Here is a 21,005-nt window from a genome sequence, read left to right on the forward strand (position 1 = left end):
AAAATGCCCCTTCGCGTCATCTTCATGGGTACGCCGGAGTTTTCGGTGCCGACCTTGCGCGCGATCGCCGAGGCTGGCCATGAGATATCAGTCGTCTATACCCAGCCGCCGCGCGCTGCCGGACGACGCGGGCTGGAGCTGACGCCGTCGCCGGTGCAGCGCGAGGCGGAGCGACTGGGCATCGAGGTGCGGACGCCGGTTTCGCTCAAAGGCGAGGCCGAACAGGCCGCTTTTCGCGCCTTGCAGGCCGATGTGGCGGTGGTCGTCGCCTATGGACTGCTGCTGCCGAAGGCGGTTCTGGAGGCAACCCGGCTCGGCTGCGTCAACGGCCATGCGTCGCTTCTGCCGCGCTGGCGCGGCGCCGCCCCCATCCAGCGCGCCATCATGGCCGGAGACCTGGAAAGCGGCATGATGGTGATGCGCATGGAAGAGGGCCTGGACACCGGTCCGGTCGGGCTGGTTGAAAAGTGCGCCATCGAACCCGATATGACAGCCGGCGATCTGCATGATCGGTTGATGAGTGTCGGTGCTGCCTTGATGGTGGAAGCGCTGGCGCGGTTGGAAGGGAACACCCTGACATTCACCACACAAGCTGTGGATGGGGTGACCTACGCCAAGAAAATCGATAAATCCGAGACTCGCGTGGACTGGACTCGCTCGGCAAGTGAGGTCCACAATCATATTCGTGGCCTGTCGCCCTTTCCAGGCGCCTGGTCGGAGATAGGAATTGGCGGCCGCCAGGAGCGGCTGAAACTGCTTCGCTCGACGCTGTCGCAAGGCCTGTCGCCTTCGGAAGATTTGGGCGAGTCGGGAGGAATTCTCGATGACCGGCTGACGGTCGCCTGCGGGGCAGGCGCGATCAGGCTGGTCGAAGTTCAACGGGCGGGCGGAAAGCCCGCTGCCGCGTCGGAATTCCTGCGCGGGGCCAAGATCGAAAAAGGACTGAAATTCTCATGAGCATGATGTCGATACGCGCGGCAACGCCGCGGGATCGCGAGGCCATCCGCCTCGTCGAGGAACACGCTTTCGGCCAGCAGGCGGAGGCCGGTCTGGTCGACGCGCTGGTGACCGGCGGCGACGCGGTTGCCGAGCTGGTTGCGGAAGAGGACGGCCAGGTGGTCGGCCATATCCTGTTTTCGCGGCTGTTCGTCCAGAATGGCGGCAAGACCTTCGCGGCCGTAGCGCTGGCGCCGCTGGCGGTGGAGCCCTCGTTCCATGGCAGCGGCATTGGCGGCGCGCTGATCCGCGAGGCGCATATACGCCTCAAGGATGGTGGTGAGACGCTGGCCGTGGTGCTGGGCGACCCCACCTATTACGGGCGTTTCGGCTATAGCCACACGCGTGCCGAGAACTTCGAAAGCGAATACCAGGGCGAAGCGCTGCAGGCGCTGGCCTGGGGTGACGCGCCAGAAGCAGGCAGGCTGGTCTACGCCTCCGCCTTCACCGCTCTCGCCGCGTAGAACAGTCAGCCGTTTTCACGGAAACGGCGAACTGCACTCCTCTTTGTTTTAACGCAATTCCGAACGGAAAACCGTTTCACACTTTTCCTGGAATTGCTCGAGGCGAGAGCTCTAGCCGCAAATGCCGCGTTTTCGCCTCGACATCGAGTATGACGGCAGCCTGTTTGCCGGCTGGCAGCACCAGGCGGATCAGCCTTCGGTGCAGCAGGCGATCGAGCAGGCGATCGAAAAATTCTGCGGCGAAGCGATCAGGCTGCGCGCCGCCGGCCGCACCGATGCCGGCGTGCATGCGACCGCGCAGGTGGCGCATGTCGACCTCGTCAAGGCGTGGCCGAGCGACAAGGTGCGCGATGCCGTCAACGCCCATCTGCAGGCGGCCGGGGCGCGCATCGCCATCCTGAAAGCGACGGTGGTCTCCGACAGTTTCGACGCCCGCTTCTCGGCCATTGGCCGCCACTATCTCTACCGCATCCTGAACCGCCGCGCGCCGGCCGCGCTCGACAAGGGCAAGGTGTGGTGGGTGCCGAAGCGGCTCGACGCCGGCGCCATGCACGAAGCGGCAAAGGTCCTGCTTGGACGGCATGACTTTACCACCTTCCGCTCGACCCAGTGCCAGGCCAACAGCCCGATCAGGACGCTGGAACGGCTCGATGTGAGCCGACAAGGCGACATGATCGAGGTCAGGGCTTCGGCGCGCTCGTTCCTGCACAACCAGGTGCGTTCGATGGTCGGCTCGCTCAAGCGTGTCGGCGACGGCGGCTGGAGCGCGGCCGACCTGAAAACAGCGCTCGAGGCGCGCGACCGCGCCGCCTGCGGCCAGGTGGCGCCGCCCGACGGGCTGTTTCTCACCGGTGTCGATTATCCGGTCGAGACGAGCCCGGAAAGGCTCTGAACTCCGACATCGTCCGGGACGGTGATGCCGAGCAACGTCTGCAGGCCGAACAGCACCAGCAGCGACGCAATGAACATGCCGACGAAAACGGCCGTGCCGACCGCTGCGCCCCTGCCCATCGTGGCATTTGTCATGCGCCAGGTCAGCACCATAGAAAGGGCAAAGAGGAACAGCGACACAAGGCTCGAAACCTGGCTTGCGGACGACAGGAAAAGCCGGATCAGCGCCGAAGGCAGCATCAGCCAGGCGGTGATGGCCGAAGCCCAGTTGCTGGCAACGACGTAGTGGACGAAGCGGCCGCCTATGCCGGCGCGCGGCGCGATGAAAGCGAGCGCAACCAGCGGCAGCACCCAGGAGCCGATGTCGACCGTCGCCAGGCGCACCAGCATGCTGAAGCGCCCCGCGAAGGCGTCGGGATCGCCGATTTCGTTGGCGATGCCGACCCAGCCGACGATCAGCGCCGGTGCTGCAACGACAATGGCGAAGAAGGAATTCCAGAAGCCGTCGGCCGACAGGTCGAGCAGGCGCAGGCCGTCGGCTCTGCCGAGCATCAATCGCCAGGCGCCCGTCAGCGAAGCTTGGGTTTCGTCCGCCGAAAGCATGCTGTTCAGCCCTGTCCGAACCAGTCTTCTATGAAGCGCTGGTAGATTTGCGTCAGCGTCTCGAGGTCGGCAATGGCGACGCGCTCGTCGACCATGTGCATGGTCTTGCCGACCAGCCCGAACTCGACCACCGGGCAATAGTCCTTGATGAAACGCGCATCGGAGGTTCCACCGGAGGTCGACAGCGTCGGCTCCTTGCCGACCGCCGACTTGATCGAGCCGCGCAGCGTTTCGATCAGCCTGTCGTCACGGGTCAGGAAGACATGGCTCGGCCGGTCGCGCCAGACGAGCTCGTAGTCGACCGGCGTCTTCTTGCCCTGCCGGTACTTCTTGCGCCTGGCCGCCTGGTCGAGCCGGTTGTGGATTTCGGCCTGCAGGGTCTCGTCCGTCCAGGTGTCGTTGAAGCGGATGTTGAAGGTCGCGGTCGCTTTGGCCGGGATGACATTGGTGGCCGGGTTGCCCACATCGATGGAGGTGATCTCCAGATTGGTCGGCTGGAAATCCCTGGTTCCCTTGTCGAAAACCGGATGCAGCAAGGCATCGACCAGGCTCATCAGCCCGCGCACCGGATTGTCGGCAAGCAAGGGATAGGCGACATGGCCCTGGCGGCCATTGACGGTGACGGCGCCGGACATCGAGCCGCGGCGGCCGATCTTGATCATGTCGCCCAGCGCATCCGGGTTGGTCGGCTCGCCGACGACAGAGGCATCCCATTTCTCGCCCCTGGAAGCCGCCCATTCGAGCAGCTTGACCGTGCCGTTGATCGCGGGGCCTTCCTCGTCGCCGGTGATCAGCAGCGAGACCGAGCCTTTCGGACCGCCATTGGCCTCGACATGGCGCGCCACGGCGGCGATGAAACAGGCGATGCCGCCCTTCATGTCGACGGCGCCGCGGCCATACATCTCGCCATTGGCGATCTCGGCGGCGAAGGGCGGATGCGTCCAGGCGGCTTCGTCGCCGACCGGCACCACGTCGGTGTGGCCGGCGAACATCAGATGCGGGCCATTGCCGGAACGCCTTGCATAGAGGTTTTCGATATCGGGCGTGCCGTCTTCGGAAAACACCGGCCGATCGACCAGGAAGCCGAGCGGTTTGAGCATCGTCTCCAGCGCGGTCAGCGCACCGCCCTCAGCGGGCGTCACCGAAGCGCAACGGATAAGGGCGGCGAGGTTTTCGGCAGGATCGGTCGGCAGCGTCATGGCAAAAGCGATAGTCGAAAGCGCAGGGCCTGTCACGGCCAGACATAGGGGCCAGCCTCATGGCTGGCGATACCGCCGATATTATGGTTTTCATGTCGTATAGTTGCGACCCGGCGCGGGCGACAGGATGGCAGACAAGGACAAACGGATCGTCATAGCCGGTGCCGGCAGCATCGGCTGCTATGCCGGCGGCTGCCTGGCGCTGGCCGGCCGAAAGGTCATTCTGCTGGCCCGGCCGCGCATCGAGGCAGCGTTGCGGCAGGGTGGATTGCGGGTCAGCGACCTCCAGGGCCGCGATCGCTCGATCAAGCCGGAGGCGCTTGCCGTCACCACCGATCCGGCCGCCACCCTGCCGCAGGCGGACGTGATCCTGGTCACGGTCAAGAGCGGCGCCACTCAGGACATGGCGGATCTTATCAAAGCTCATGCCCGGCCCGACGCCGTGGTGATCAGCCTGCAGAACGGTGTCGACAATGCCGACAGGCTGCGTGCCGGACTTGGCCGGCGAACGGTGCTGGCCGGCATGGTGCCGTTCAATGTGGTGCAGTCGCCGACGGCGAGCTGCCGCTGCGCGTGCACCGCGCCAGCGACGGCAAGGTGATGGTCGAGGATGGCGATGCCGGCCTGGTCGGCCTGCTTGGCGTCGAAGGGTTTGCGGTTGAAGCGCATGGCGACATGAAGGCGGTGCTGTGGGGTAAGCTGCTGATGAATCTGAACAACGCGCTGGTGGCGCTTTCCGGCCTGCCGCTGGCAACCGAACTGGCCGACCGACGCTGGCGGCTGATCCTGGCCGGCCAGATCGACGAGGCGCTGACGGCGCTGAAAGCGTCCGGCATCGAGCCGGCGCGGATCGCCGGCCTGCGGCCGGCGCTGCTGCCGAAGGTGCTCAGGCTGCCGGACTGGCTGTTCAAGCTCTTGGCGCGGCGCATGCTGGCGATCGACCCGCAGGCGCGCTCGTCGATGTGGGACGATCTTCAGCGCGGCCGGCCGACGGAGATCGACGACTTGCAAGGTGCCATCTTGCGGCTGGCGGGGAAGGCCGGCACGCCCGTGCCGACGGTTCAGCGGATCATCGCCTTGGTGCGCGCGGCGGAAGCGGAGCGGCTTGGCTCGCCGGGCCTGGCGCCGGAGCAGATTGTTGCACCGGCCGGCCGTCGATCAACGTGATCTTCTGCCAGATTTTCCGCGACAGGTTGGACGCCAGGTTCTCGATGTCGTTGACGCCGTCGATGACCACGTCGTCATTGACCGACTGCGCGAACAATGCGGCGATCTTGCCGGTGATCGACAGCATTTCGGAGCAATAGTCGAGGTAACGCGCCAGGTCGGCGGCATTGGTGATGCGGGCGGGCGAATGCGACGTCGGCTTGAAATCGGCCGACAGCGCCGCCGGATCCTTGGTCAGCTGGTGCATGTCGATGACGTGGATCAGCGAGCGCAGGCCATGCAGCTGGCGAAAGACCTGCTTGCGCTTGATGCGCTCCTCGGAGCGGATCAAGGCGAGAAATCCGACAATGGCGAGGATGAACATGTTGAGCGAAGCTTCGATGCCTTGCACCGACTGGACGGCATCACCCGGTTTGGAAATGCGGTCGAATGGCAGGACGGTGCCGACGAAGATGAACATCAGTGCGCCGGCAACGACAGCGGCGACGATGAGGCCGCGCAGCCACCAGATCGGCGCTTCCAGGGCCTTGGCGCCCTGTGCCAGGTCGCGCGACAGCGAGACCAGTTCGGCGGCAACGCCGCGCAGGCCGGCATCGGGGAAACGCTCCGCAACGCGCGTCTCCAGCCGTTCTGCGGTCTCGATGATCAGTTTCGGATCAAGCGTACGGTAGCGCATGTCCGATCGAACCTCAGGGTTGTGCTGGCTCGTTGGTGCGCCGGCCGTAGCGGTTGGGTCCAGGCTGCCCCGGAAACAGGCACAACACAAGGAAGGCCACGATCGAGACCACCGGCACGAACAAGATCAGCGCCGCAATGCCCGGCTTGTCCAAATCGTGCAGCCGCTTGACCGCCAGGGCAATGTTCGACCACAGCGAGGCGATGAAGGCGACGAAGAAGATGAACGACCACATGTTGCTCTCGGCCGAACCTTCCGGCACCAGCGTGAAGCGGTAGAGCGGGAAGGCCTGGATGATGGCGACGAGCAACCCGCCAAGAAAATAGGCCGCGCGACTGACGCGGCCCGAGGTTTTGAAGAAAAGCCAGGTGAGATCTGATCTGTCAGGCAAGCGGGTCCGGTCCATATTGATTGGCGCCCCTGGCGCCTTCGAGAATGCCGCATTCCACCAGAAACCAGATCGGGCCGATCAATGGCACCAGCATGATCAGGCTCCACCAGCCCGACTTGCCGCGATCATGCCAGCGCTTGGCGTAGACTGCGAGTGCGAAATAGATCGAGGCCAGAGCGATGAGAATGCCGATGATGCCGATCTGGGCGCCACTGGCCGTGGTGATGCGTGTACCGAGGATCGCATCGAGAATAAAGGCAACGATGCCAATGACGATGAAAACGCCAATCGCGGCCCAGAACTTGCCACGGTTGATGCGACCGTCAAAACTTGTGAGCAGATACTTCCAGTCCATGTCACCCCTCCATGATGAACCCGCGCGACCGATTGTCGCGCCGGCGGAAGGTGCGCCCGCTTTGCGCAAAGATCAATCGCGCAGCAATTCGTTGATCGAGGTCTTGGACCTGGTTTTGGCGTCGACGCGCTTGACGATGACGGCGCAGTAGAGGCTCGGACCCGGCTCGCCGTTCGGAAAGGGCTTGCCCGGCATCGCTCCGGCGACGACGACGGAATTCGGCGGCACTTCGCCGTAGAAAATCTCGCCGGTGGCGCGGTCGACGATCTTGGTCGACTGGCCGATGAAGACGCCCATGCCGAGCACCGAGCCTTCGCGCACGATGCAGCCCTCGACCACTTCCGAGCGCGCGCCGATGAAGCAATTGTCCTCGATGATGGTCGGACCTGCCTGCATCGGCTCCAGCACGCCGCCGATGCCGACGCCGCCGGAAAGATGCACGTTCTTGCCGATCTGGGCACAGGAGCCTACCCCGACCCAGGTGTCGATCATGGTGCCTGTATCGACATAGGCGCCGACATTGACGAAGGACGGCATCAGCACGGCGCCCGGCGCGATATAGGCCGAGCGACGCACGATCGACCCCGGCACGGCGCGAAAGCCCTCCTTTTCGAAATCGACAGCGCCCCAGCCATCGAACTTCGACGGCACCTTGTCCCACCACGTCGCTTCGCCGGGACCACCCTTGATGATCTCCATCGGGTTGAGCCGGAAGGACAAAAGCACGGCCTTCTTCAGCCACTGGTTGACATGCCACTTGCCGTCGGCCTGCCGCTCGGCGACGCGGACGGCGCCGCGGTCGAGCAGGTCAAGCGCCGACTGGATGGCATCGCGCGTTTCGCCGCGCGTCGCAGTCGAAATCGCATCGCGTTCCTCGAAGGCCTTCTCGATGGTCTTTTCGAGGCTCGCCAGATCGGGCTTCGACATGAATTCGCTCCATTACCAAGCTGTTAAGGGGCTGAGCCTTAACCTGTTTTGAAAGTCGCGCGGACCCTATGTTAAGGCTTAATGGGGGTCAATCGCGTGTGCGTCACGGGACGGCGCAGTTAAGGGAATTGGACGGGTAGTTATGACTCCTATGGAAAAGGCGGGGTGGACGCCGCTGCCGCATTCGGACGAGGATCTGGAGCGGTCGAAGAGCGTACCTGACACGCCGCAGACGCGTGCCGAAACCTACCGGCTCGCCTGGAACGATCCCGACTTCATGACGCGGCGCGAGTTGCGCGCGGTCAGGCTGCAACTCGAACTCCTGAAACCGGAAATGATCCTAGCCGAACGCGGCATCCGCTCGACGGTGATCCTGTTCGGCGGTGCGCGCCTGCCGGAACCCGGCGGCGAGGCCTGGGCGGCCAAGAACGAGACGCAGAAGAAGAACCTCGAAGAGAACAGCAAATACTACGAGGAAGCGCGCAAATTCGCCCGCCTCTGCTCGCAGCAATCGGCTACCTCCTATTACCGCGAATATGTCGTGGTGACCGGCGGCGGGCCTGGCGTGATGGAAGCGGGAAACCGCGGCGCCGACGATGTCGGCGCGCCGTCGATAGGCCTCAACATCGTCTTGCCGCACGAGCAGGCGCCGAACATCTATGTGACGCCGGAGCTCTGCTTCAACTTCCATTATTTCGCTATCCGCAAGATGCATTTCGTCATGCGCGCCAAGGCGGTCGCGGTGTTTCCGGGCGGCTTCGGCACGATGGACGAATTCTTCGAGACGCTGACCCTGATCCAGACAGGGCGCATGGAGCGCGTGCCGGTGATCCTGTTCGGCAAATCCTTCTGGAAGCGGGCGATCGATCTCGATTTCCTCGCCGAGCAGGGCACGATCAGCCCCGGTGATCAGGACATCATCGACTTCGTCGACACCGCGGATGAGGCGTGGGGGATTATCAGCCGGTTCTATAAGTTAGGAGAGTAGGGCTGGGGATCGGGGAATTGAAGAATTGAAGAATGAAGGGATTGTGGCTCTGCATTCGGATCGATGCCCAATTCATCATTTCTTCATTTCCCCTCCCCCCTCTCCACAATCGCCGTCAGAAACCCCGCCAGATCGTCGGTGACGAAATCGACATCATCCTCGTTGGCCGGGTCGCGCTCCCATATCTCGGAAAAGGTCGGCTCGAAATTGCGCGGCACGATCAGCACCGTGGTCATGCCGAGCGACTTCGGCACCGAAAGGTTACGGGCAAGATCCTCGAACATCACCGCATTGTGGCCGGTGACGGCGTGGAGTTCGGCGAACTTCTCGTAGGTCTGGCGCGCCGGCTTGGGATTGAGCCCCGCAGCGACGATGTCGAAGATGTCGTCGAAATGGTCGAGGATGCCGAGCTGGCGCGCGGTGCGCTCGGCGTGCCTGCGGTCGCCGTTGGTGAAGATGAACTTGCGGCCGGGAAGCTGGCGGATGGCGGTGCCGAGAACGGGATCGGGCACCAGCCATGAATAGTCGATGTCGTGGACCTTCTCGAGGAAATCGTCGGGGTCGATGCCGTGGCGTGTCATCAGGCCGTTCAGCGTCGTGCCATATTCGCGGTAGAGCTCCTTCTGCAACTTGCGCGCATCGTCGCGCGGCAATGCCAACAGTTCGCCGACATAGGCGGTCATCTTGACGTCGATCTGCGAGAACAGATTCGAATGGTGCGGATAGAGCGTGTTGTCGAGATCGAAGACCCAGTCGGTGACATGGGCGAAGCGGGCGGGGTCAGGGAGCGTGGTCATGGGCTCCTTATGGCATGAAACGCGCATTCCGAAAGCGACTTTATCCACAACTTCTGCTCGTTGAGGTTGCGTAAATCGTCTCACGATTCAAATTTTAGGCATCTGGGAAAGGTGGCCTTCAGGGCTTGCTGGCAGAGAGGCAGTCTTGTGGGAGCAAGCGATGAACAGCATAATTCTGAGATCCGCCGCCGTTGCTTTCGCCTCAGTCGCGGCCTCTCTCCTGCTGACCCTGATCATCGTTCCGGCCATGGGATTTCCGGTCAACCGGACGATCTGGCTGACCTCCACGCTCTGTCCGCTGGTGCTGGCGTGGGCCGCCAGCGCAAGCACTTTCTGGCAAAGCGACAGGCTGAAAAACGCGCATCGCGATCTCGCCCGAGCCCATGCCCAGCTCGCCGCCGCGCATCGCCGCCTGGCGGAAAAGGCGAGCCGCGACGACATGACCGGCATGCTCAACCGGGAAAGCTTCTTTGCCGCGCTCGACGGTTCGCGCCGCAAGTCCGATCGCGGCGCGCTGCTGATCATCGATGCCGACCACTTCAAGACCATCAACGACAATTTCGGCCACCTGACCGGCGATGACGCGCTGCTTTTGATCGCCAGCGCGATTCAGCGCGGCGTGCGCAGCGGCGATGTGCTCGGCCGCATCGGCGGCGAGGAATTTGGCGCCTTTCTGGTTGGCGCCACCGAGCAGGAGGCCAAGCGCGTCGCCGAGCGCATTCGCCGCGAAGTCGAGCTGATCCGCTTCCGGCCCGTCGACGAGCGGACCATTCCGCTCACGGTCAGCATCGGCGGTACTGTCTGCGGCGAGGAAGCCAGCGTGTCGGAGTTGATGCGCGCCGCCGACCGACGCCTCTACCAGGCCAAGCACCAGGGCCGTAACCTGACGATCATCGACACCGGCATTTCCGAGGCGGCGTGATCCGATCTGCCGCAACCGGCCTGTTAAGAAAACTCTAACCTTGTTTGCACTCGGTTGTACCGCTTAGCCGGGTTTTCACTGCTTTGCGGCCAGACTTGGCACGATACTGGCTTCCACGGTGATGCATGTGTCGTTCCGGGAATTGCCGTTCTGGGAACGCCATGCAGTGCCGAAGCCCAGCCGAGAGACCAGCCATGAGTTTCATCATCAAGAAAATGTCACGCCGCGCGCTCGTGCAGGCGTTGATCGCATTGCCTGCCCTGTCTTTGTTCCGCAAGCTGCCTGATGCCGATGCCGCCGGTCCAAAGCCCGACCCGAACGAGATCGTCGAGGTCGGTGGCTGGATCCTGAAGCGGAGCGACCTGGCATGATCTTCGACAGCTACGAGGCGTATCGCGCTGCGAACTTCACCCCGAAGGTCTGCATCCTCGGCTCCGGTCCGGCCGGCATGACCATTGCCCGCAAGCTTGGCGCGGCCGGCATTCCGGTGGTGGTGATGGAGGCCGGTCCGCGCGAATTCAGCGACGACTCGCAGGACTTTTACCGGGGCAGCACGGTCGGGGATTTCTATTTCGATCTCGACATCACCCGGCTGCGGTTCATGGGGGGCAGTTCCAACCACTGGGCAGGCTGGTGCCGCGTGCTCGACAAGCAGGATTTCGAGCCGAAGGCCTGGGTACCCGATACGGGCTGGCCGATCGCCCGCACCGACATCGAACCCTATCTGCCGGAAGTGCGCGATATTCTCGACCTTCCGGCCCTCCGGCCCGATATGCCGATCTCGGACGACATTCGCTGGGTGCAGCTGATCAAGAGCCCGGCCGTGCGCTTCGCCGAGAAGTTCGGCGATGAACTCGACAAGGCCACGAACATCGCGGTGGTGCTCAACACTTGTGCCACCGAACTTGCCGGCGACGGCAGACGCGTGACTGGCGCCAGGCTGTGGTCGCACGGGCAGGATGCGGGCTCGTTCAGCGCTGACTATTTCATCGTCTGCACCGGTGGGCTGGAGAATTCGCGGCTGCTTCTGTGGTCCAACCAGCGCTCGAACGGCGGCGTCGTGCCGAATGCAACTGCGCTTGGCCGCTACTGGATGGAGCATCCGACCTTCGAGGGCGGCAACGCCATCCTGGCCGACTATAACGCGTTCGAGGTCGACGCCGTCAACGAGGCCTTCTTCTCGCCGACACTCGCCGCCATGGAGCGGCTGCAGATCATGAATTTCGGCATCCGGCTGATCGAGACGCCGTATCCCGGCGTCAAGAGCCTTATCGCCGACCTCGCCTGCACGGCGCCCAGCATGGCGGAATGGATGTCCTACCAGCTCAGTCAGAGACTGCGCTGCGCGGCCCAGCTCTACGTCGCCTGGGAACAGGCGCCGCTGGCCTCCAACCAGATCGAGTTGTCGAAGACCGATGTCGACCATGCCGGCGTGCCGCGCATCGAACTGCACTGGAAGAAATCCGAACTGGAACATCGCACCCTTCTCGAAGGGCTCAGACTGTTCGGCGCAACGCTGATCGAGAAGAATCTCGGCCGCGTGCGCATTGCCGACTGGATCAGCAATGGTCAGGACTATCCGACCAACGACGAGACGGCGGGCCATCACCATATGGGCGGCACGCGCATGGGCACCGACATCAGCAAGAGCGTGGTCGACGCCAACTGCAAGGTGCACGGCATGGACAATCTCTATGTCGGCGGCTCCTCGGTGTTCTGCACGTCGGGTCAATGCAACCCGACGACGACGATCACCGCGCTGGCCTGCCGGCTGGGCGACCATCTCAGCAAGGTGGTCACCGCCTGACGGCTGCAGGGCAGCATGCTGCCTAGGGCAGTTCACCGTTTCACGGAACGGCGATCCGCTCTAACTCTTTGTTTGACGCAATTCCGGACGGAAAACCGTTTCACACTTTTCCTGGAATTGCTCTAGAGCGTCGCCGGGTCGAGCGCCGGCTGGTCCTTGCGCCGGGCGACGATTGCCGCGAAATCGGCGGTCTGGAAGGCATCGCGCAAGGCGTCGAAGGACGGCAGCACGAAATAGGCGCGCTGGAACTTGTCGATCTCGTAGCCGGTGCGCATCACCGTTTCCAGGTCGAAGGGCACGTGGTGGGCGTCCTTGCCTTCGACCGCGAACTGCAGCTCGGTAAACGACGACATAAGGCCGGCGCCAAAGGCCTTCAGCGGCTGGCCGGCCTCCTGCATCAGGCCATATTCGGCCGTGTACCAGTAGAGCCGGGAAATCATCTCGTCGCCACCCAGCGCGATGATGTCGCCGGCCTTCTCGCCATACATCTGCATGAAATCGGCGAACACCGGTTGCGACAGCGCCGGCACATGGCCGAAGAAATCATGGAACATGTCGGGCTCGACAATGTAGTCGAGCTCCTGCCTGGTCCGCAGCCAGTTGGTGACCGGGAAGCGGCGATCGGCGAGATGGTCGAAAAACGGGGCCGCGGGAATGAGCCCCGGCACCGCGACGATCTGCCAACCGGTCAGTTTGCGCAGCTTGGCGCTGACCTCGTCGAAGTCGGGAATACGGTCGAGCAGGCCGAGTTTTTCGACGCCGTCGAGGTAGGAATGGTGGGCGAGCTTGCGCGTCAGTCTGGTCTGGCGGTCGCACAGCGTGCGCCACACCGCCTGCTCTTCATCGCTGTAATCGTAACCCTGCGACACGGTGAAATCGGCACGGCAGACCGAGTAGTCGCCGCGCAATCCTTGCGCCGCGCAGTCGCGGGCATATTCGGCAACGCTCATCGTCGTCATGGTTTTTCTCCTCGCAAAGCAAATGGCTGACGTGTTGAAGGTTAAGCGGGTTTGCGGAGGCGAATCGGTTTTGATGATGGCTCGAATTCGGAAATCGGGATAATATTCACTCATAAATTCCCAAGAAGGAGTGAAAATGCCTCAATTCGATGATTTCGAGATCAAGATGCTCGATGTCCTGCAGCGCGACGGGCGCAAACCGGTTTCCGAGCTGGCGCAAGAGATCGGCCTGTCGACGACACCATGCGCGCGGCGCTTCGAGGCGCTGCAGGAGGCCGGCATCATCAAGGGATTTGCCGCCGTGATCAGCCGCCGCGCTGTCGGGCTGATGGTCGAGGTGTTCATCCAGGTGCGCCTCGTCAGCCACAGCGACGGCTCGCCCGAAAGCTTCATCGCCGCCGTGCAGCGCATGGACGAGGTTTCCTCGTGCTGGACGATGACCGGCGACCATGACTTTCTGCTGCATGTCATGGTGCCGTCGGTCGACGAGCTCAACGCTTTCGTTATGCACCGGCTGATGCGGCTCGACGGCGTGCGCGACGTCCACACGCAGTTGGTGCTGCAGAACATCAAGGGCCCGGGCCATGTGCCGCTCGGGCATCTCAGGCGATGACAATGCCTGCCCTTCGCACTCCTTGAGGAAAAGCTGCACGCAAACTGCTGAAACGGGCCAAGCGCGTGTCCACATCGCCGGCCAGCTTGCGCGGACCAACTGCCCAAGAGGTCCGCCATGAAAATCGTCCTGATCAATCCGCCGCACACCGCCATCGGCAGCCGCGTGCCCGACGATCACCTGCCGCCGCTCGGCCTGCTGGCGATCGGCGGGCCGCTGATCGATGCCGGCCATCAGGTGCGCCTCGTCGACGCCGAGTTCGGGCCTATGCCGCTCGATGACGTCGTGCGCAGCGCACTGGAGGACCACCCCGACTTCGTCCTGATCGGCCATTCCGGCTCGACCTCGGCGCATCCGACCGCCTTGGCGATCGCGCGCATGATCAAGGAGCGCGAGCCGGCGACCATCATCATCTATGGCGGCGTTTTCCCGACCTATCATTGGCGCGACATCCTGGCCGCTACCGATGCCTTCGACTTCATCGTGCGCGGCGAGGGCGAAGCGACCGTGGTGGCGCTGGTCGAAGGGCTGGAAATGCGCCAGCCGCCGGCGAGCGTGGCCGGCATCGCCTATCGCGACGATCTCAGCCGCCCCTTCGCCACACAGGCGGCCATGACCATTGCCGACCTCGACGCCTACCGCGTCGGCTGGGAACTGATCGACCATACCAGTTACAGCTACTGGGGCGGCAAGCGGGCCGTGGTCATGCAGTTTTCGCGCGGCTGTCCGCATCTGTGCAACTATTGCGGCCAGCGTGGCTTCTGGACCCGCTGGCGGCATCGCGATCCGGTGAAATTCGCCAGGGAGATCGCATGGCTGCATCGCCAACATGGCGTCGAGCTCATCAATCTCGCCGACGAGAATCCGACGGTCTCGAAGAAAGCCTGGCGGGCCTTCCTCGATGCCCTGATCGCCGAGAACGTGCCGGTGCTGATCGTCGGTTCGACCCGTGCCGACGACATAGTGCGCGATGCCGACATCCTGCATCTCTACCGCAAGGCCGGTGTCATCCGCTGGCTGCTCGGCATGGAAAACACCGACGAGCAGACGCTTCAGTTGATCCGCAAGGGCGGCAGCACCTCATCCGATCGCGAGGCGATAAGGCTGCTGCGTCTCAGCGGCATCCTGTCTATGGCGACCTGGGTGTCCGGCTTCGAGGACGAAGGGTTTCGCGACCTGTGGCGCGGCTTTCGCCAACTCATCGCCTACGACCCCGACCAGATCCAGGCGCTTTATGTGACGCCGCATCGCTGGACGCCGTTCTTCCGCATCGCGCGGGATCGCAAGGTGATCCAGCAGGATGCGCGCCTGTGGGACTACAAGCACCAGGTGCTGCAGATGACGCGGCTGAGGCCGTGGATGCTGTTCTTCAGCGTCAAGCTGATCGAGCTGGCGGTGCAATCACGGCCGAAGGCGCTGGCCCGCATCCTGTTCCACAAGGATCCCGAGCAGCGCCATTCGATGCGCTGGTACACACAGATGGGCCGCCGCGTGTGGTTCCGCGAGGTCTGGGGCTTTCTGGTCCGCGACATCAGGGTGAAAGACGGCCCGACGCTGGCCGAATTCTGGGGCGCGCCGCAGGACGCCGAGGAGGAATCGATGTCCGTTCGACGCCCAGCCAGAAAGCCCGCCATTCCCACCATCGACAATATTGAAGTTTCCGAGGCGAGAAAGTTAGCCGGCTGACGAGCCCCTCAGGGCACGATCAGCGTGCCGGCGCCATGTTCGGTGAACAGTTCCAGCAGCACCGCATGCGGGGTCTTGCCGTTGAGGATGACGACGCCTTCGACGCCGCGCTCGATCGCTTCGATGCAGGTCTCGACCTTGGGGATCATGCCGCCCGAGACCGTGCCGTCCTTGATCAGCGCCTTGGCCTCGGCCACGGTCAGTTCGTCGATCAGCTTCTTGTTCTTGTCGAGCACACCCGGCACGTCGGTGAGGAACAGCAGGCGCGTCGCCTGGCAGGCGCCGGCAATGGCGCCGGCGAAGGTGTCGGCGTTGATGTTGTAGGTGTGGCCGTCGCGTCCCGGCGCCACCGGCGCCAGCACCGGGATCATTTCGGAGCGTGCCAGAAGATCGAGCAAGGTACGGTCGACCTCGACCGGCTCGCCGACGAAGCCGAGATCGAGCACGCGCTCGATGTTGGAGTCCGGATCGATCATGGTCTTGCGGGCCTTTTCGGCGAACACCATGTTGCCGTCCTTGCCGCACAGGCCGATCGCCCATTCGCCCTCGGCGTTGATCAGCGCGACGATCTCCTTGTTGATCGAACCGGCCAGCACCATTTCGACGATCTCGACCGTCTTCTGGTCGGTGACGCGCAGGCCGCCTTCGAACTTGGATTCGATGCCCATCTTGGCCAGCATGGCGCCGATCTGCGGGCCGCCGCCGTGGACGACGATCGGGTTGACGCCGGATTGCTTGAGCAGCGCGATGTCGCGCGCGAAGGCCTTGCCGAGCTCGATGTCGCCCATGGCATGGCCGCCATATTTCACCACGACCGTCTTGTGCTCGTAGCGCTGCATGTAGGGCAGCGCCCGCGACAACAGGGCTGCCTGCATTTCGGCGGTGGCGGTTATTTCCGTCATCGGCTTTTTTCCCTGGAGATCGGTAAGGACGGCGGCGTCTTAGCGGGAATTGGCGCCGCCCGCAAATGGCTTTGCTGTCATATTCGAGCGCTTCACGACCTCGTCATCGTGTCGGCACCATCAGCGGCGCCCTGCGACCCAGCCAACCCGAGATCTTCTCCATCTGCGCGGCGAGCGACAAAAGCGTCTCCTCGTCGCCCGGACGGCCGGCAGCCTGGACGCCGATCGGCAGGCCGGCGTCGGTGACATGGACCGGCAGGGCGATCGATGGCTGGCCGCTGACATTCTGGATCGCCGGCCAATGGGTGAACCAGAGGCTCTTGTCCATCAACTGGCCGAAGAACGGCTTCAGCTTCAGCAAGGGCGTCAGGTGAAGCTTGTCGAGCAGGTTCTCGATGAGGTCGTCGGCGCCTTTCGGATCCATTGCGCCGCAGGCAAGCGGCGGGTGGGCAATGATCGGCATCAGCACGGCGTCATACTGCGCGGTCTCTGCGATCAGCCGCCGTGAGGCGGCATGCAGCCGCTGCAGGTCGGCATAGGTCTCGCCGGCCGACACCAGTTCGCCGAAGCGGGCGAGCACGCGCGTGGCCCGCTCGATGTCGCCGGCAACGGAACGGCCGACGCGCAGCGCTTCGGCCCGCATCGTGCCAGCGACGGCGGAGGCAACCGTCCTGCAGAAATCGGCGAAGAAATCGCGGCCGATAAAGGGCAAGTCGATCTCCTCGACCGTGTGGCCGCCCTCGCGGGCAAGCGCCACCGCCGTGTCGAGCGCCTTGAGCGTCTCGTCCGAGATCGGCAGGCCAAGCGGCGATTTGCGGTACACGGCCAGGCTGAGCTTGCCGGGATCGCGCGCGGCGGCAGCCGCGAACGTGCCTTTCGGCCGCGGCGCGGCATAGGGCGACAGAGGATCGGGCCCGTGGGTCAGGTCGAGCAGCAGCGCGCAATCGCGCACCGAACGGGTGAGCGCATGGTCGACGACCATGCCGTACCAGCTTTCGCTCACCAGGGGCGTCAGCGGTATACGGCCGCGCGACGTCTTCAGGCCGACAAGTCCGGTGCAGGCGGCAGGCACACGGATCGAGCCGCCGCCATCGGAGGCATGCGCCACCGGCACGACGCCGGCTGCGACCAGTGCTGCCGAACCGCCCGAAGAGCCGCCGCTGGTATGGCCGGTGTTCCACGGATTGCGGGTGATGCCAAAGGCCCTGGATTCGGTCATCAATCGAAGCCCGTGCTCCGGCGATGTCGAGGTGACGATCGGGATAAGTCCGGCAGCGAGATAGCGGTCGGTCAGCGCCGAATTGACGTCGGCCAGCCATGCCGGAATGCGGCTGCCGCCATGCGTCGGCACGCCCTTGATGGCGATGCCGAGATCCTTGATGGCGAAGGGAACACCAGCCAGCGGCAGCGAGGGGTCGACGGTCTTGGCGCGGGCAGCATCGTAGAGCGGTTCGGCCGTGGCATTGATGTCGGGACGGGTGGCCTCGGCGCGGGCAATCGCGGCGTCGGTCAGTTCGACGGCCGAAACCTCGCCCTTGCGGACCAGATTGGCGAGGCCGGTGGCATCTTCTTCCCAAAGGATCCGTTCGACCGACATGCGCGCTCCCCCATCAATGAAGGCAAGCTAGCCAGTGGCAATTCCATTGGCAATCGACCGACGGATCCGGGCCGGCGACACACAAAAGCTTAGGCGTGCACAAGGTTATTTCCGTCGTTGCAAATACATGGCAATCGCCTAATTTGCCTGCAATGACGCCGCAGGACATCACCAAGCTGATCGTTCGGACTTCGATGAAGGATCGGGCCGCGTTCGATCTGCTTTACCGGCAGACCAGCGCGAAACTTTTTGGCGTCTGTCTTCGTGTATTGAACGACCGGGGAGACGCGGAAGAAGCGCTGCAGGAAGTCTTCGTCAAGATATGGACGAAGGCCGACCGTTTTGCTGTTTCCGATCTAAGCCCGATCTCCTGGCTGGTGGCAATCGCTCGCAATCATGCGATCGATCGCATCAGAGCGCGGCGCAACCCCGCCGCCGACATCGATGCCGCGCTCGACGTGGCCGATCCGGCGCCGGGGCCTGAAGCGATGGCGGTGGCGGGCGACGAATCCGAACGTATCCACCATTGTCTCGATGAGCTGGAGAAGGACCGGGCAGCAGCCGTCCGGGGCGCCTATCTCAAGGGCGAGAGCTATGCCGAACTGGCGGAGCGCCATGGCGTGCCGCTGAACACGATGCGTACATGGCTGCGCCGCAGCCTGTTGAAACTCAGAGAATGCCTGGAAAGATGACGCTGGCAGAAGACACAGGACCGGAACGTGGAGGCGACGACCTGCTCGCCGCCGAGTACGTTCTCGGCGTGCTCGATGCCGACGAACGCCAGATCGTTTCTCGCCGCATCGATGCGGATACGGTTTTCGCCCGTCTTGTCGAGGACTGGGAGGTCAGGCTTTCACCGCTTGCCGCCGCCTTTCGGGAAGTCGAGCCGCCGGTTTCGGTGAAGACCGCGGTCGACCGCCGCCTGTTCGCTACCGCTGCCGCGGTGAGCAGGCCCGCCGAAGTGCGCGGCGGCCTGTGGTCCAGCCTGGCTTTCTGGCGCGGCCTTGCCGCAGCCGCGGTTGCGGCACTGGCGATTTACATCGCCGTGCCCATTCTCAACCCACCGGTCGAGCAGCCGCAGGCGCGACTCGTCGCTTCGCTGGCCGCCGAAGGCAGCGACGTCAAATATCTTGCCGTCTACGACGCCGCGCATCACGAAGTCGGCCTGTCGCATGTCTCCGGTGAGCGTGCTTCCGGCAAGGACTTCGAGCTGTGGATGATCGAGGGCAAGAACCCGCCGGTCTCGATGGGCGTCATTCCGGCAGGTGCAACGGCGCATATTATCGTCTCGCCGGCGGCCCATCAGAAACTTGCCCAGGGCGCGGTGCTTGCCGTCAGCCTCGAGCCGTCGGGCGGTTCGCCGACCGGACAGCCGACCGGACCGGTGGTTGCCGCTGGCGACCTGAAGAGCATCTGACCGGCTCTTCACCTGAAAGATCACAACAGACTATCATAAGTCTATCCTTCGCTGAACATGCCCATAGACAGCATGTCGGCAGGCGGCCGATGGCTCGGGAAATCCCTCTGCGCCATGGATAAAATCAAGAATCACAATATTTCTGAAACTCGGGCGAGTTTGTTCCGTATCTCCTCGCGTCCCCAAAAATGGGAAGAGAAAAACCCGAGGAGTTCGACATCATGCGTAGATACGCCACCCTTTTGCTCGCCGGTACGATCGCCGTTTCGGCCCTTGCCACCGCCGCCTACGCCGAAAACCCGATGGTTGGCGGCGCCGCCATGTATGCCAACAAGAACATCGTCGAGAACGCCGTGAACTCGAAGGATCACACCACGCTGGTCGCCGCCGTGAAGGCCGCCGGCCTTGTCGAGACGCTGCAGGGCGCCGGTCCGTTCACCGTGTTCGCGCCGACCAACGAAGCCTTCGCAGCCCTTCCGGCCGGTACGGTCGAGACGCTGCTCAAGCCCGAAAACAAGGACAAGCTCACCAAGATCCTGACCTGCCATGTCATCGGCGCCAAGGCGATGGGAGCAGATGTCGCCGCGATGGCCAAGGCTGACGGCGGCACCCACAAGGTCAAGACGGTCGGCGGCTGCGAATTGTCGCTCAAGGCCGACGGCGGCAAGGTCACGGTCACCGACGAGAACGGCAATGTCGCCAATGTGACGATCGCCGATGTCGAACAGTCCAATGGCGTCATCCACGTCATCGACAAGGTTCTTTTGCCCAAGATGTAACAAGGGGCTTGCTGCCGGCGAACTGACGGCAAGGCCCCTCCGTCGATTGCACGATCCCGCTCCCGTGATCCGCAATTGGCCCGTGCACTTCGCGCCCGCCTGCATTCGGATGTGGGAGGGCGCGGAGTGTTCGTTCGAGGGGCTACCGTCACCGGCTTTTGATTTCCGCGCGGCGGTGTAGTTTGGCAAAAGGACATCAGGAGGAACTGGTCATGAACCGTCGCGACTTTCTTTTGAGCGGTGCCGCCGCCATCGGCGTGATCGGGGCCGCGGCAACGATGCTGCGCATGGGCGATCCGCAGGCAGCACAAGCGGCCGAGAGCTTCGAGGTCGTCAAGACCGACGCCGAGTGGAAAGCCATCCTGTCGCCGGCCGCCTTCGACGTGCTGCGCAAGGAAGGCACGGAGTACCCCGGCACCAGCCCGCTGCTCAACGAACACCGCAAGGGCATTTTCGCCTGTGCCGGCTGCGACCTGCCGGTCTATTCGTCGGAGACGAAATTCGATTCCGGCACCGGATGGCCGAGCTTCTGGCAAGAGATCCCCAAGGCGATCGGCACGACCGTGGACAGGTCGCTCGGCATGACGCGTACCGAGGCACATTGCCGCCGCTGCGGCGGCCATCTCGGCCATGTCTTCGACGACGGTCCGGCGCCGACCGGCCTGCGCCACTGCATCAACGGCGTCGCGCTGACCTTCAAACCCGCCACGGCCTGAGTCCATAGACTGGAATGCAAAAAACTCCGGGCTTGCGGCCCGGAGTTTTTTGCGCGGTCAGAGCTTTTCGGGCATGGACTGGAGGAGCTTCCCGAAACATCTGCCCACGTATCTTTGTCTTGTCGCAATCTCCAAGGGAAAGCGCTGCGCACT

23 protein-coding genes and 1 pseudogene are annotated in these 21,005 nt (G+C 63.6%); 14 read left to right on the forward strand and 10 right to left on the reverse strand.

Annotated elements, in window-relative coordinates:
• The first annotated feature begins 3 nt into the window (after nt 1-3).
• The 3 genes from fmt to truA all read left to right on the forward strand — a co-directional run bounded on the left by fmt (nt 4) and on the right by truA (nt 2,352).
• The gene (fmt, locus tag LB559_RS18750) at nt 4-957 is read left to right on the forward strand and encodes a methionyl-tRNA formyltransferase (protein ID WP_063170946.1); all 954 of its coding nucleotides are present in this window, start codon (nt 4-6) and stop codon (nt 955-957) included.
• Nucleotides 954-1,460 (forward strand): GNAT family N-acetyltransferase, encoded by a 507-nt coding sequence (locus tag LB559_RS18755; protein WP_013528472.1) that lies wholly within the window; start codon nt 954-956, stop codon nt 1,458-1,460. Before fmt ends, LB559_RS18755 begins: the two co-directional genes overlap by 4 nt.
• A 121-nt stretch (nt 1,461-1,581) precedes the next feature.
• Nucleotides 1,582-2,352 (forward strand): tRNA pseudouridine(38-40) synthase TruA, encoded by a 771-nt coding sequence (gene truA / locus LB559_RS18760; RefSeq protein ID WP_013528473.1) that lies wholly within the window; start codon nt 1,582-1,584, stop codon nt 2,350-2,352.
• On the opposite strand, the gene LB559_RS18765 is transcribed toward truA, so the two are convergent.
• Both LB559_RS18765 and dapE read right to left on the reverse strand, forming a co-directional pair.
• Nucleotides 2,319-2,954, reverse strand: coding sequence for a hypothetical protein (locus LB559_RS18765; RefSeq protein ID WP_013528474.1), 636 nt, complete (start codon nt 2,952-2,954; stop codon nt 2,319-2,321). The two genes, truA and LB559_RS18765, sit on opposite strands and share 34 nt — an antisense overlap.
• A gap of 5 nt (nt 2,955-2,959) precedes the next feature.
• Nucleotides 2,960-4,153, reverse strand: a complete 1,194-nt coding sequence (gene dapE, locus LB559_RS18770; RefSeq protein WP_013528475.1) for a succinyl-diaminopimelate desuccinylase — start codon at nt 4,151-4,153, stop codon at nt 2,960-2,962.
• 127 nt (nt 4,154-4,280) lie between these two features.
• On the opposite strand from dapE, the pseudogene LB559_RS18775 reads away from it, so the two are divergent.
• A pseudogene (locus LB559_RS18775) lies at nt 4,281-5,320 on the forward strand (2-dehydropantoate 2-reductase).
• Here the strand turns inward: LB559_RS18775 and LB559_RS18780 are convergent.
• The 4 genes from LB559_RS18780 to dapD form a co-directional block, all read right to left on the reverse strand.
• Nucleotides 5,223-5,996, reverse strand: coding sequence for a hypothetical protein (locus LB559_RS18780; RefSeq protein WP_063169724.1), 774 nt, complete (start codon nt 5,994-5,996; stop codon nt 5,223-5,225). The pseudogene LB559_RS18775 and the gene LB559_RS18780 sit on opposite strands and share 98 nt — an antisense overlap.
• Before the next feature lie 13 nt (nt 5,997-6,009).
• Nucleotides 6,010-6,387: a DUF805 domain-containing protein gene (locus tag LB559_RS18785; RefSeq protein ID WP_024502086.1), complete on the reverse strand. Its 378-nt coding sequence runs from the start codon at nt 6,385-6,387 to the stop codon at nt 6,010-6,012.
• Nucleotides 6,380-6,742: a DUF805 domain-containing protein gene (locus tag LB559_RS18790; protein WP_013528479.1), complete on the reverse strand. Its 363-nt coding sequence runs from the start codon at nt 6,740-6,742 to the stop codon at nt 6,380-6,382. Before LB559_RS18790 ends, LB559_RS18785 begins: the two co-directional genes overlap by 8 nt.
• Before the next feature lie 72 nt (nt 6,743-6,814).
• Nucleotides 6,815-7,669: a 2,3,4,5-tetrahydropyridine-2,6-dicarboxylate N-succinyltransferase gene (dapD, locus tag LB559_RS18795; protein ID WP_013528480.1), complete on the reverse strand. Its 855-nt coding sequence runs from the start codon at nt 7,667-7,669 to the stop codon at nt 6,815-6,817.
• 142 nt (nt 7,670-7,811) lie between these two features.
• Between dapD and LB559_RS18800 the strand changes: the two genes are divergently transcribed.
• Nucleotides 7,812-8,657, forward strand: a complete 846-nt coding sequence (locus LB559_RS18800) for an LOG family protein (RefSeq protein WP_013528481.1) — start codon at nt 7,812-7,814, stop codon at nt 8,655-8,657.
• Between the two features lie 83 nt (nt 8,658-8,740).
• Here LB559_RS18800 and LB559_RS18805 read toward each other — a convergent pair whose 3' ends face one another.
• Complete coding sequence (locus tag LB559_RS18805) at nt 8,741-9,454, reverse strand: pyrimidine 5'-nucleotidase (RefSeq protein ID WP_013528482.1); 714 nt, start codon at nt 9,452-9,454, stop codon at nt 8,741-8,743.
• Between the two features lie 160 nt (nt 9,455-9,614).
• Between LB559_RS18805 and LB559_RS18810 the strand changes: the two genes are divergently transcribed.
• The 3 genes from LB559_RS18810 to LB559_RS18820 all read left to right on the forward strand — a co-directional run bounded on the left by LB559_RS18810 (nt 9,615) and on the right by LB559_RS18820 (nt 12,183).
• Complete coding sequence (locus LB559_RS18810; RefSeq protein WP_013528483.1) at nt 9,615-10,376, forward strand: GGDEF domain-containing protein; 762 nt, start codon at nt 9,615-9,617, stop codon at nt 10,374-10,376.
• A 194-nt stretch (nt 10,377-10,570) separates the two neighbouring features.
• The gene (locus tag LB559_RS18815) at nt 10,571-10,747 is read left to right on the forward strand and encodes a hypothetical protein (RefSeq protein WP_013528484.1); all 177 of its coding nucleotides are present in this window, start codon (nt 10,571-10,573) and stop codon (nt 10,745-10,747) included.
• A complete protein-coding gene (locus LB559_RS18820; protein WP_013528485.1) occupies nt 10,744-12,183 on the forward strand; it encodes a GMC oxidoreductase in 1,440 nt (479 codons plus the stop codon). Before LB559_RS18815 ends, LB559_RS18820 begins: the two co-directional genes overlap by 4 nt.
• A 122-nt stretch (nt 12,184-12,305) precedes the next feature.
• Here LB559_RS18820 and phhA read toward each other — a convergent pair whose 3' ends face one another.
• Nucleotides 12,306-13,142 (reverse strand): phenylalanine 4-monooxygenase, encoded by an 837-nt coding sequence (phhA, locus tag LB559_RS18825; protein WP_224620819.1) that lies wholly within the window; start codon nt 13,140-13,142, stop codon nt 12,306-12,308.
• Between the two features lie 136 nt (nt 13,143-13,278).
• On the opposite strand from phhA, the gene LB559_RS18830 reads away from it, so the two are divergent.
• Both LB559_RS18830 and bchE read left to right on the forward strand, forming a co-directional pair.
• Complete coding sequence (locus tag LB559_RS18830; RefSeq protein WP_027040109.1) at nt 13,279-13,755, forward strand: Lrp/AsnC family transcriptional regulator; 477 nt, start codon at nt 13,279-13,281, stop codon at nt 13,753-13,755.
• 117 nt (nt 13,756-13,872) lie between these two features.
• Complete coding sequence (bchE, locus tag LB559_RS18835) at nt 13,873-15,441, forward strand: magnesium-protoporphyrin IX monomethyl ester anaerobic oxidative cyclase (protein WP_224674707.1); 1,569 nt, start codon at nt 13,873-13,875, stop codon at nt 15,439-15,441.
• An 8-nt stretch (nt 15,442-15,449) separates the two neighbouring features.
• Here bchE and argB read toward each other — a convergent pair whose 3' ends face one another.
• On the reverse strand, nt 15,450-16,343 hold the full coding sequence (gene argB, locus LB559_RS18840) for an acetylglutamate kinase (RefSeq protein ID WP_013528489.1): 894 nt from the start codon (nt 16,341-16,343) through the stop codon (nt 15,450-15,452).
• Between the two features lie 103 nt (nt 16,344-16,446).
• Complete coding sequence (locus tag LB559_RS18845; protein WP_224674708.1) at nt 16,447-17,940, reverse strand: amidase; 1,494 nt, start codon at nt 17,938-17,940, stop codon at nt 16,447-16,449.
• 152 nt (nt 17,941-18,092) lie between these two features.
• Here LB559_RS18845 and LB559_RS18850 point away from each other — a divergent pair, with 152 nt between their 5' ends.
• The 4 genes from LB559_RS18850 to msrB all read left to right on the forward strand — a co-directional run bounded on the left by LB559_RS18850 (nt 18,093) and on the right by msrB (nt 20,852).
• Nucleotides 18,093-18,632, forward strand: coding sequence for a sigma-70 family RNA polymerase sigma factor (locus tag LB559_RS18850; RefSeq protein WP_063169719.1), 540 nt, complete (start codon nt 18,093-18,095; stop codon nt 18,630-18,632).
• On the forward strand, nt 18,629-19,357 hold the full coding sequence (locus tag LB559_RS18855; protein WP_027161111.1) for an anti-sigma factor domain-containing protein: 729 nt from the start codon (nt 18,629-18,631) through the stop codon (nt 19,355-19,357). The genes LB559_RS18850 and LB559_RS18855 overlap by 4 nt, the downstream gene beginning before the upstream one ends.
• Before the next feature lie 221 nt (nt 19,358-19,578).
• Nucleotides 19,579-20,136, forward strand: coding sequence for a fasciclin domain-containing protein (locus LB559_RS18860; RefSeq protein WP_013528492.1), 558 nt, complete (start codon nt 19,579-19,581; stop codon nt 20,134-20,136).
• Nucleotides 20,137-20,348: 212 nt separating this feature from the next.
• Nucleotides 20,349-20,852, forward strand: a complete 504-nt coding sequence (msrB, locus tag LB559_RS18865; RefSeq protein WP_013528493.1) for a peptide-methionine (R)-S-oxide reductase MsrB — start codon at nt 20,349-20,351, stop codon at nt 20,850-20,852.
• Nucleotides 20,853-21,005: the final 153 nt, after the last annotated feature.

This window comes from Mesorhizobium sp. BR1-1-3 (genome assembly GCF_020165455.1).
GTDB classification, from domain to species: Bacteria; Pseudomonadota; Alphaproteobacteria; order Rhizobiales; family Rhizobiaceae; genus Mesorhizobium; species Mesorhizobium ciceri.

Bases quoted from the DNA above. Each gene is read 5' to 3' on its own strand.
- fmt (WP_063170946.1), top strand. From the start codon at position 4: ATGCCCCTTCGCGTCATCTTCATGGGTACGCCGGAGTTTTCGGTGCCG.
- LB559_RS18780 (WP_063169724.1), bottom strand. From the start codon at position 5,996: ATGCGCTACCGTACGCTTGATCCGAAACTGATCATCGAGACCGCAGAA.
- dapD (WP_013528480.1), bottom strand. From the start codon at position 7,669: ATGTCGAAGCCCGATCTGGCGAGCCTCGAAAAGACCATCGAGAAGGCC.
- LB559_RS18830 (WP_027040109.1), top strand. From the start codon at position 13,279: ATGCCTCAATTCGATGATTTCGAGATCAAGATGCTCGATGTCCTGCAG.
- dapE (WP_013528475.1), bottom strand. From the start codon at position 4,153: ATGACGCTGCCGACCGATCCTGCCGAAAACCTCGCCGCCCTTATCCGT.
- LB559_RS18805 (WP_013528482.1), bottom strand. From the start codon at position 9,454: ATGACCACGCTCCCTGACCCCGCCCGCTTCGCCCATGTCACCGACTGG.
- truA (WP_013528473.1), top strand. From the start codon at position 1,582: ATGCCGCGTTTTCGCCTCGACATCGAGTATGACGGCAGCCTGTTTGCC.
- bchE (WP_224674707.1), top strand. From the start codon at position 13,873: ATGAAAATCGTCCTGATCAATCCGCCGCACACCGCCATCGGCAGCCGC.
- LB559_RS18815 (WP_013528484.1), top strand. From the start codon at position 10,571: ATGAGTTTCATCATCAAGAAAATGTCACGCCGCGCGCTCGTGCAGGCG.
- LB559_RS18820 (WP_013528485.1), top strand. From the start codon at position 10,744: ATGATCTTCGACAGCTACGAGGCGTATCGCGCTGCGAACTTCACCCCG.
- LB559_RS18850 (WP_063169719.1), top strand. From the start codon at position 18,093: ATGACGCCGCAGGACATCACCAAGCTGATCGTTCGGACTTCGATGAAG.
- LB559_RS18790 (WP_013528479.1), bottom strand. From the start codon at position 6,742: ATGGACTGGAAGTATCTGCTCACAAGTTTTGACGGTCGCATCAACCGT.
- phhA (WP_224620819.1), bottom strand. From the start codon at position 13,142: ATGACGACGATGAGCGTTGCCGAATATGCCCGCGACTGCGCGGCGCAA.
- LB559_RS18765 (WP_013528474.1), bottom strand. From the start codon at position 2,954: ATGCTTTCGGCGGACGAAACCCAAGCTTCGCTGACGGGCGCCTGGCGA.
- LB559_RS18810 (WP_013528483.1), top strand. From the start codon at position 9,615: ATGAACAGCATAATTCTGAGATCCGCCGCCGTTGCTTTCGCCTCAGTC.
- LB559_RS18855 (WP_027161111.1), top strand. From the start codon at position 18,629: ATGACGCTGGCAGAAGACACAGGACCGGAACGTGGAGGCGACGACCTG.
- LB559_RS18860 (WP_013528492.1), top strand. From the start codon at position 19,579: ATGCGTAGATACGCCACCCTTTTGCTCGCCGGTACGATCGCCGTTTCG.
- LB559_RS18800 (WP_013528481.1), top strand. From the start codon at position 7,812: ATGACTCCTATGGAAAAGGCGGGGTGGACGCCGCTGCCGCATTCGGAC.
- LB559_RS18755 (WP_013528472.1), top strand. From the start codon at position 954: ATGAGCATGATGTCGATACGCGCGGCAACGCCGCGGGATCGCGAGGCC.
- LB559_RS18845 (WP_224674708.1), bottom strand. From the start codon at position 17,940: ATGTCGGTCGAACGGATCCTTTGGGAAGAAGATGCCACCGGCCTCGCC.
- argB (WP_013528489.1), bottom strand. From the start codon at position 16,343: ATGACGGAAATAACCGCCACCGCCGAAATGCAGGCAGCCCTGTTGTCG.
- msrB (WP_013528493.1), top strand. From the start codon at position 20,349: ATGAACCGTCGCGACTTTCTTTTGAGCGGTGCCGCCGCCATCGGCGTG.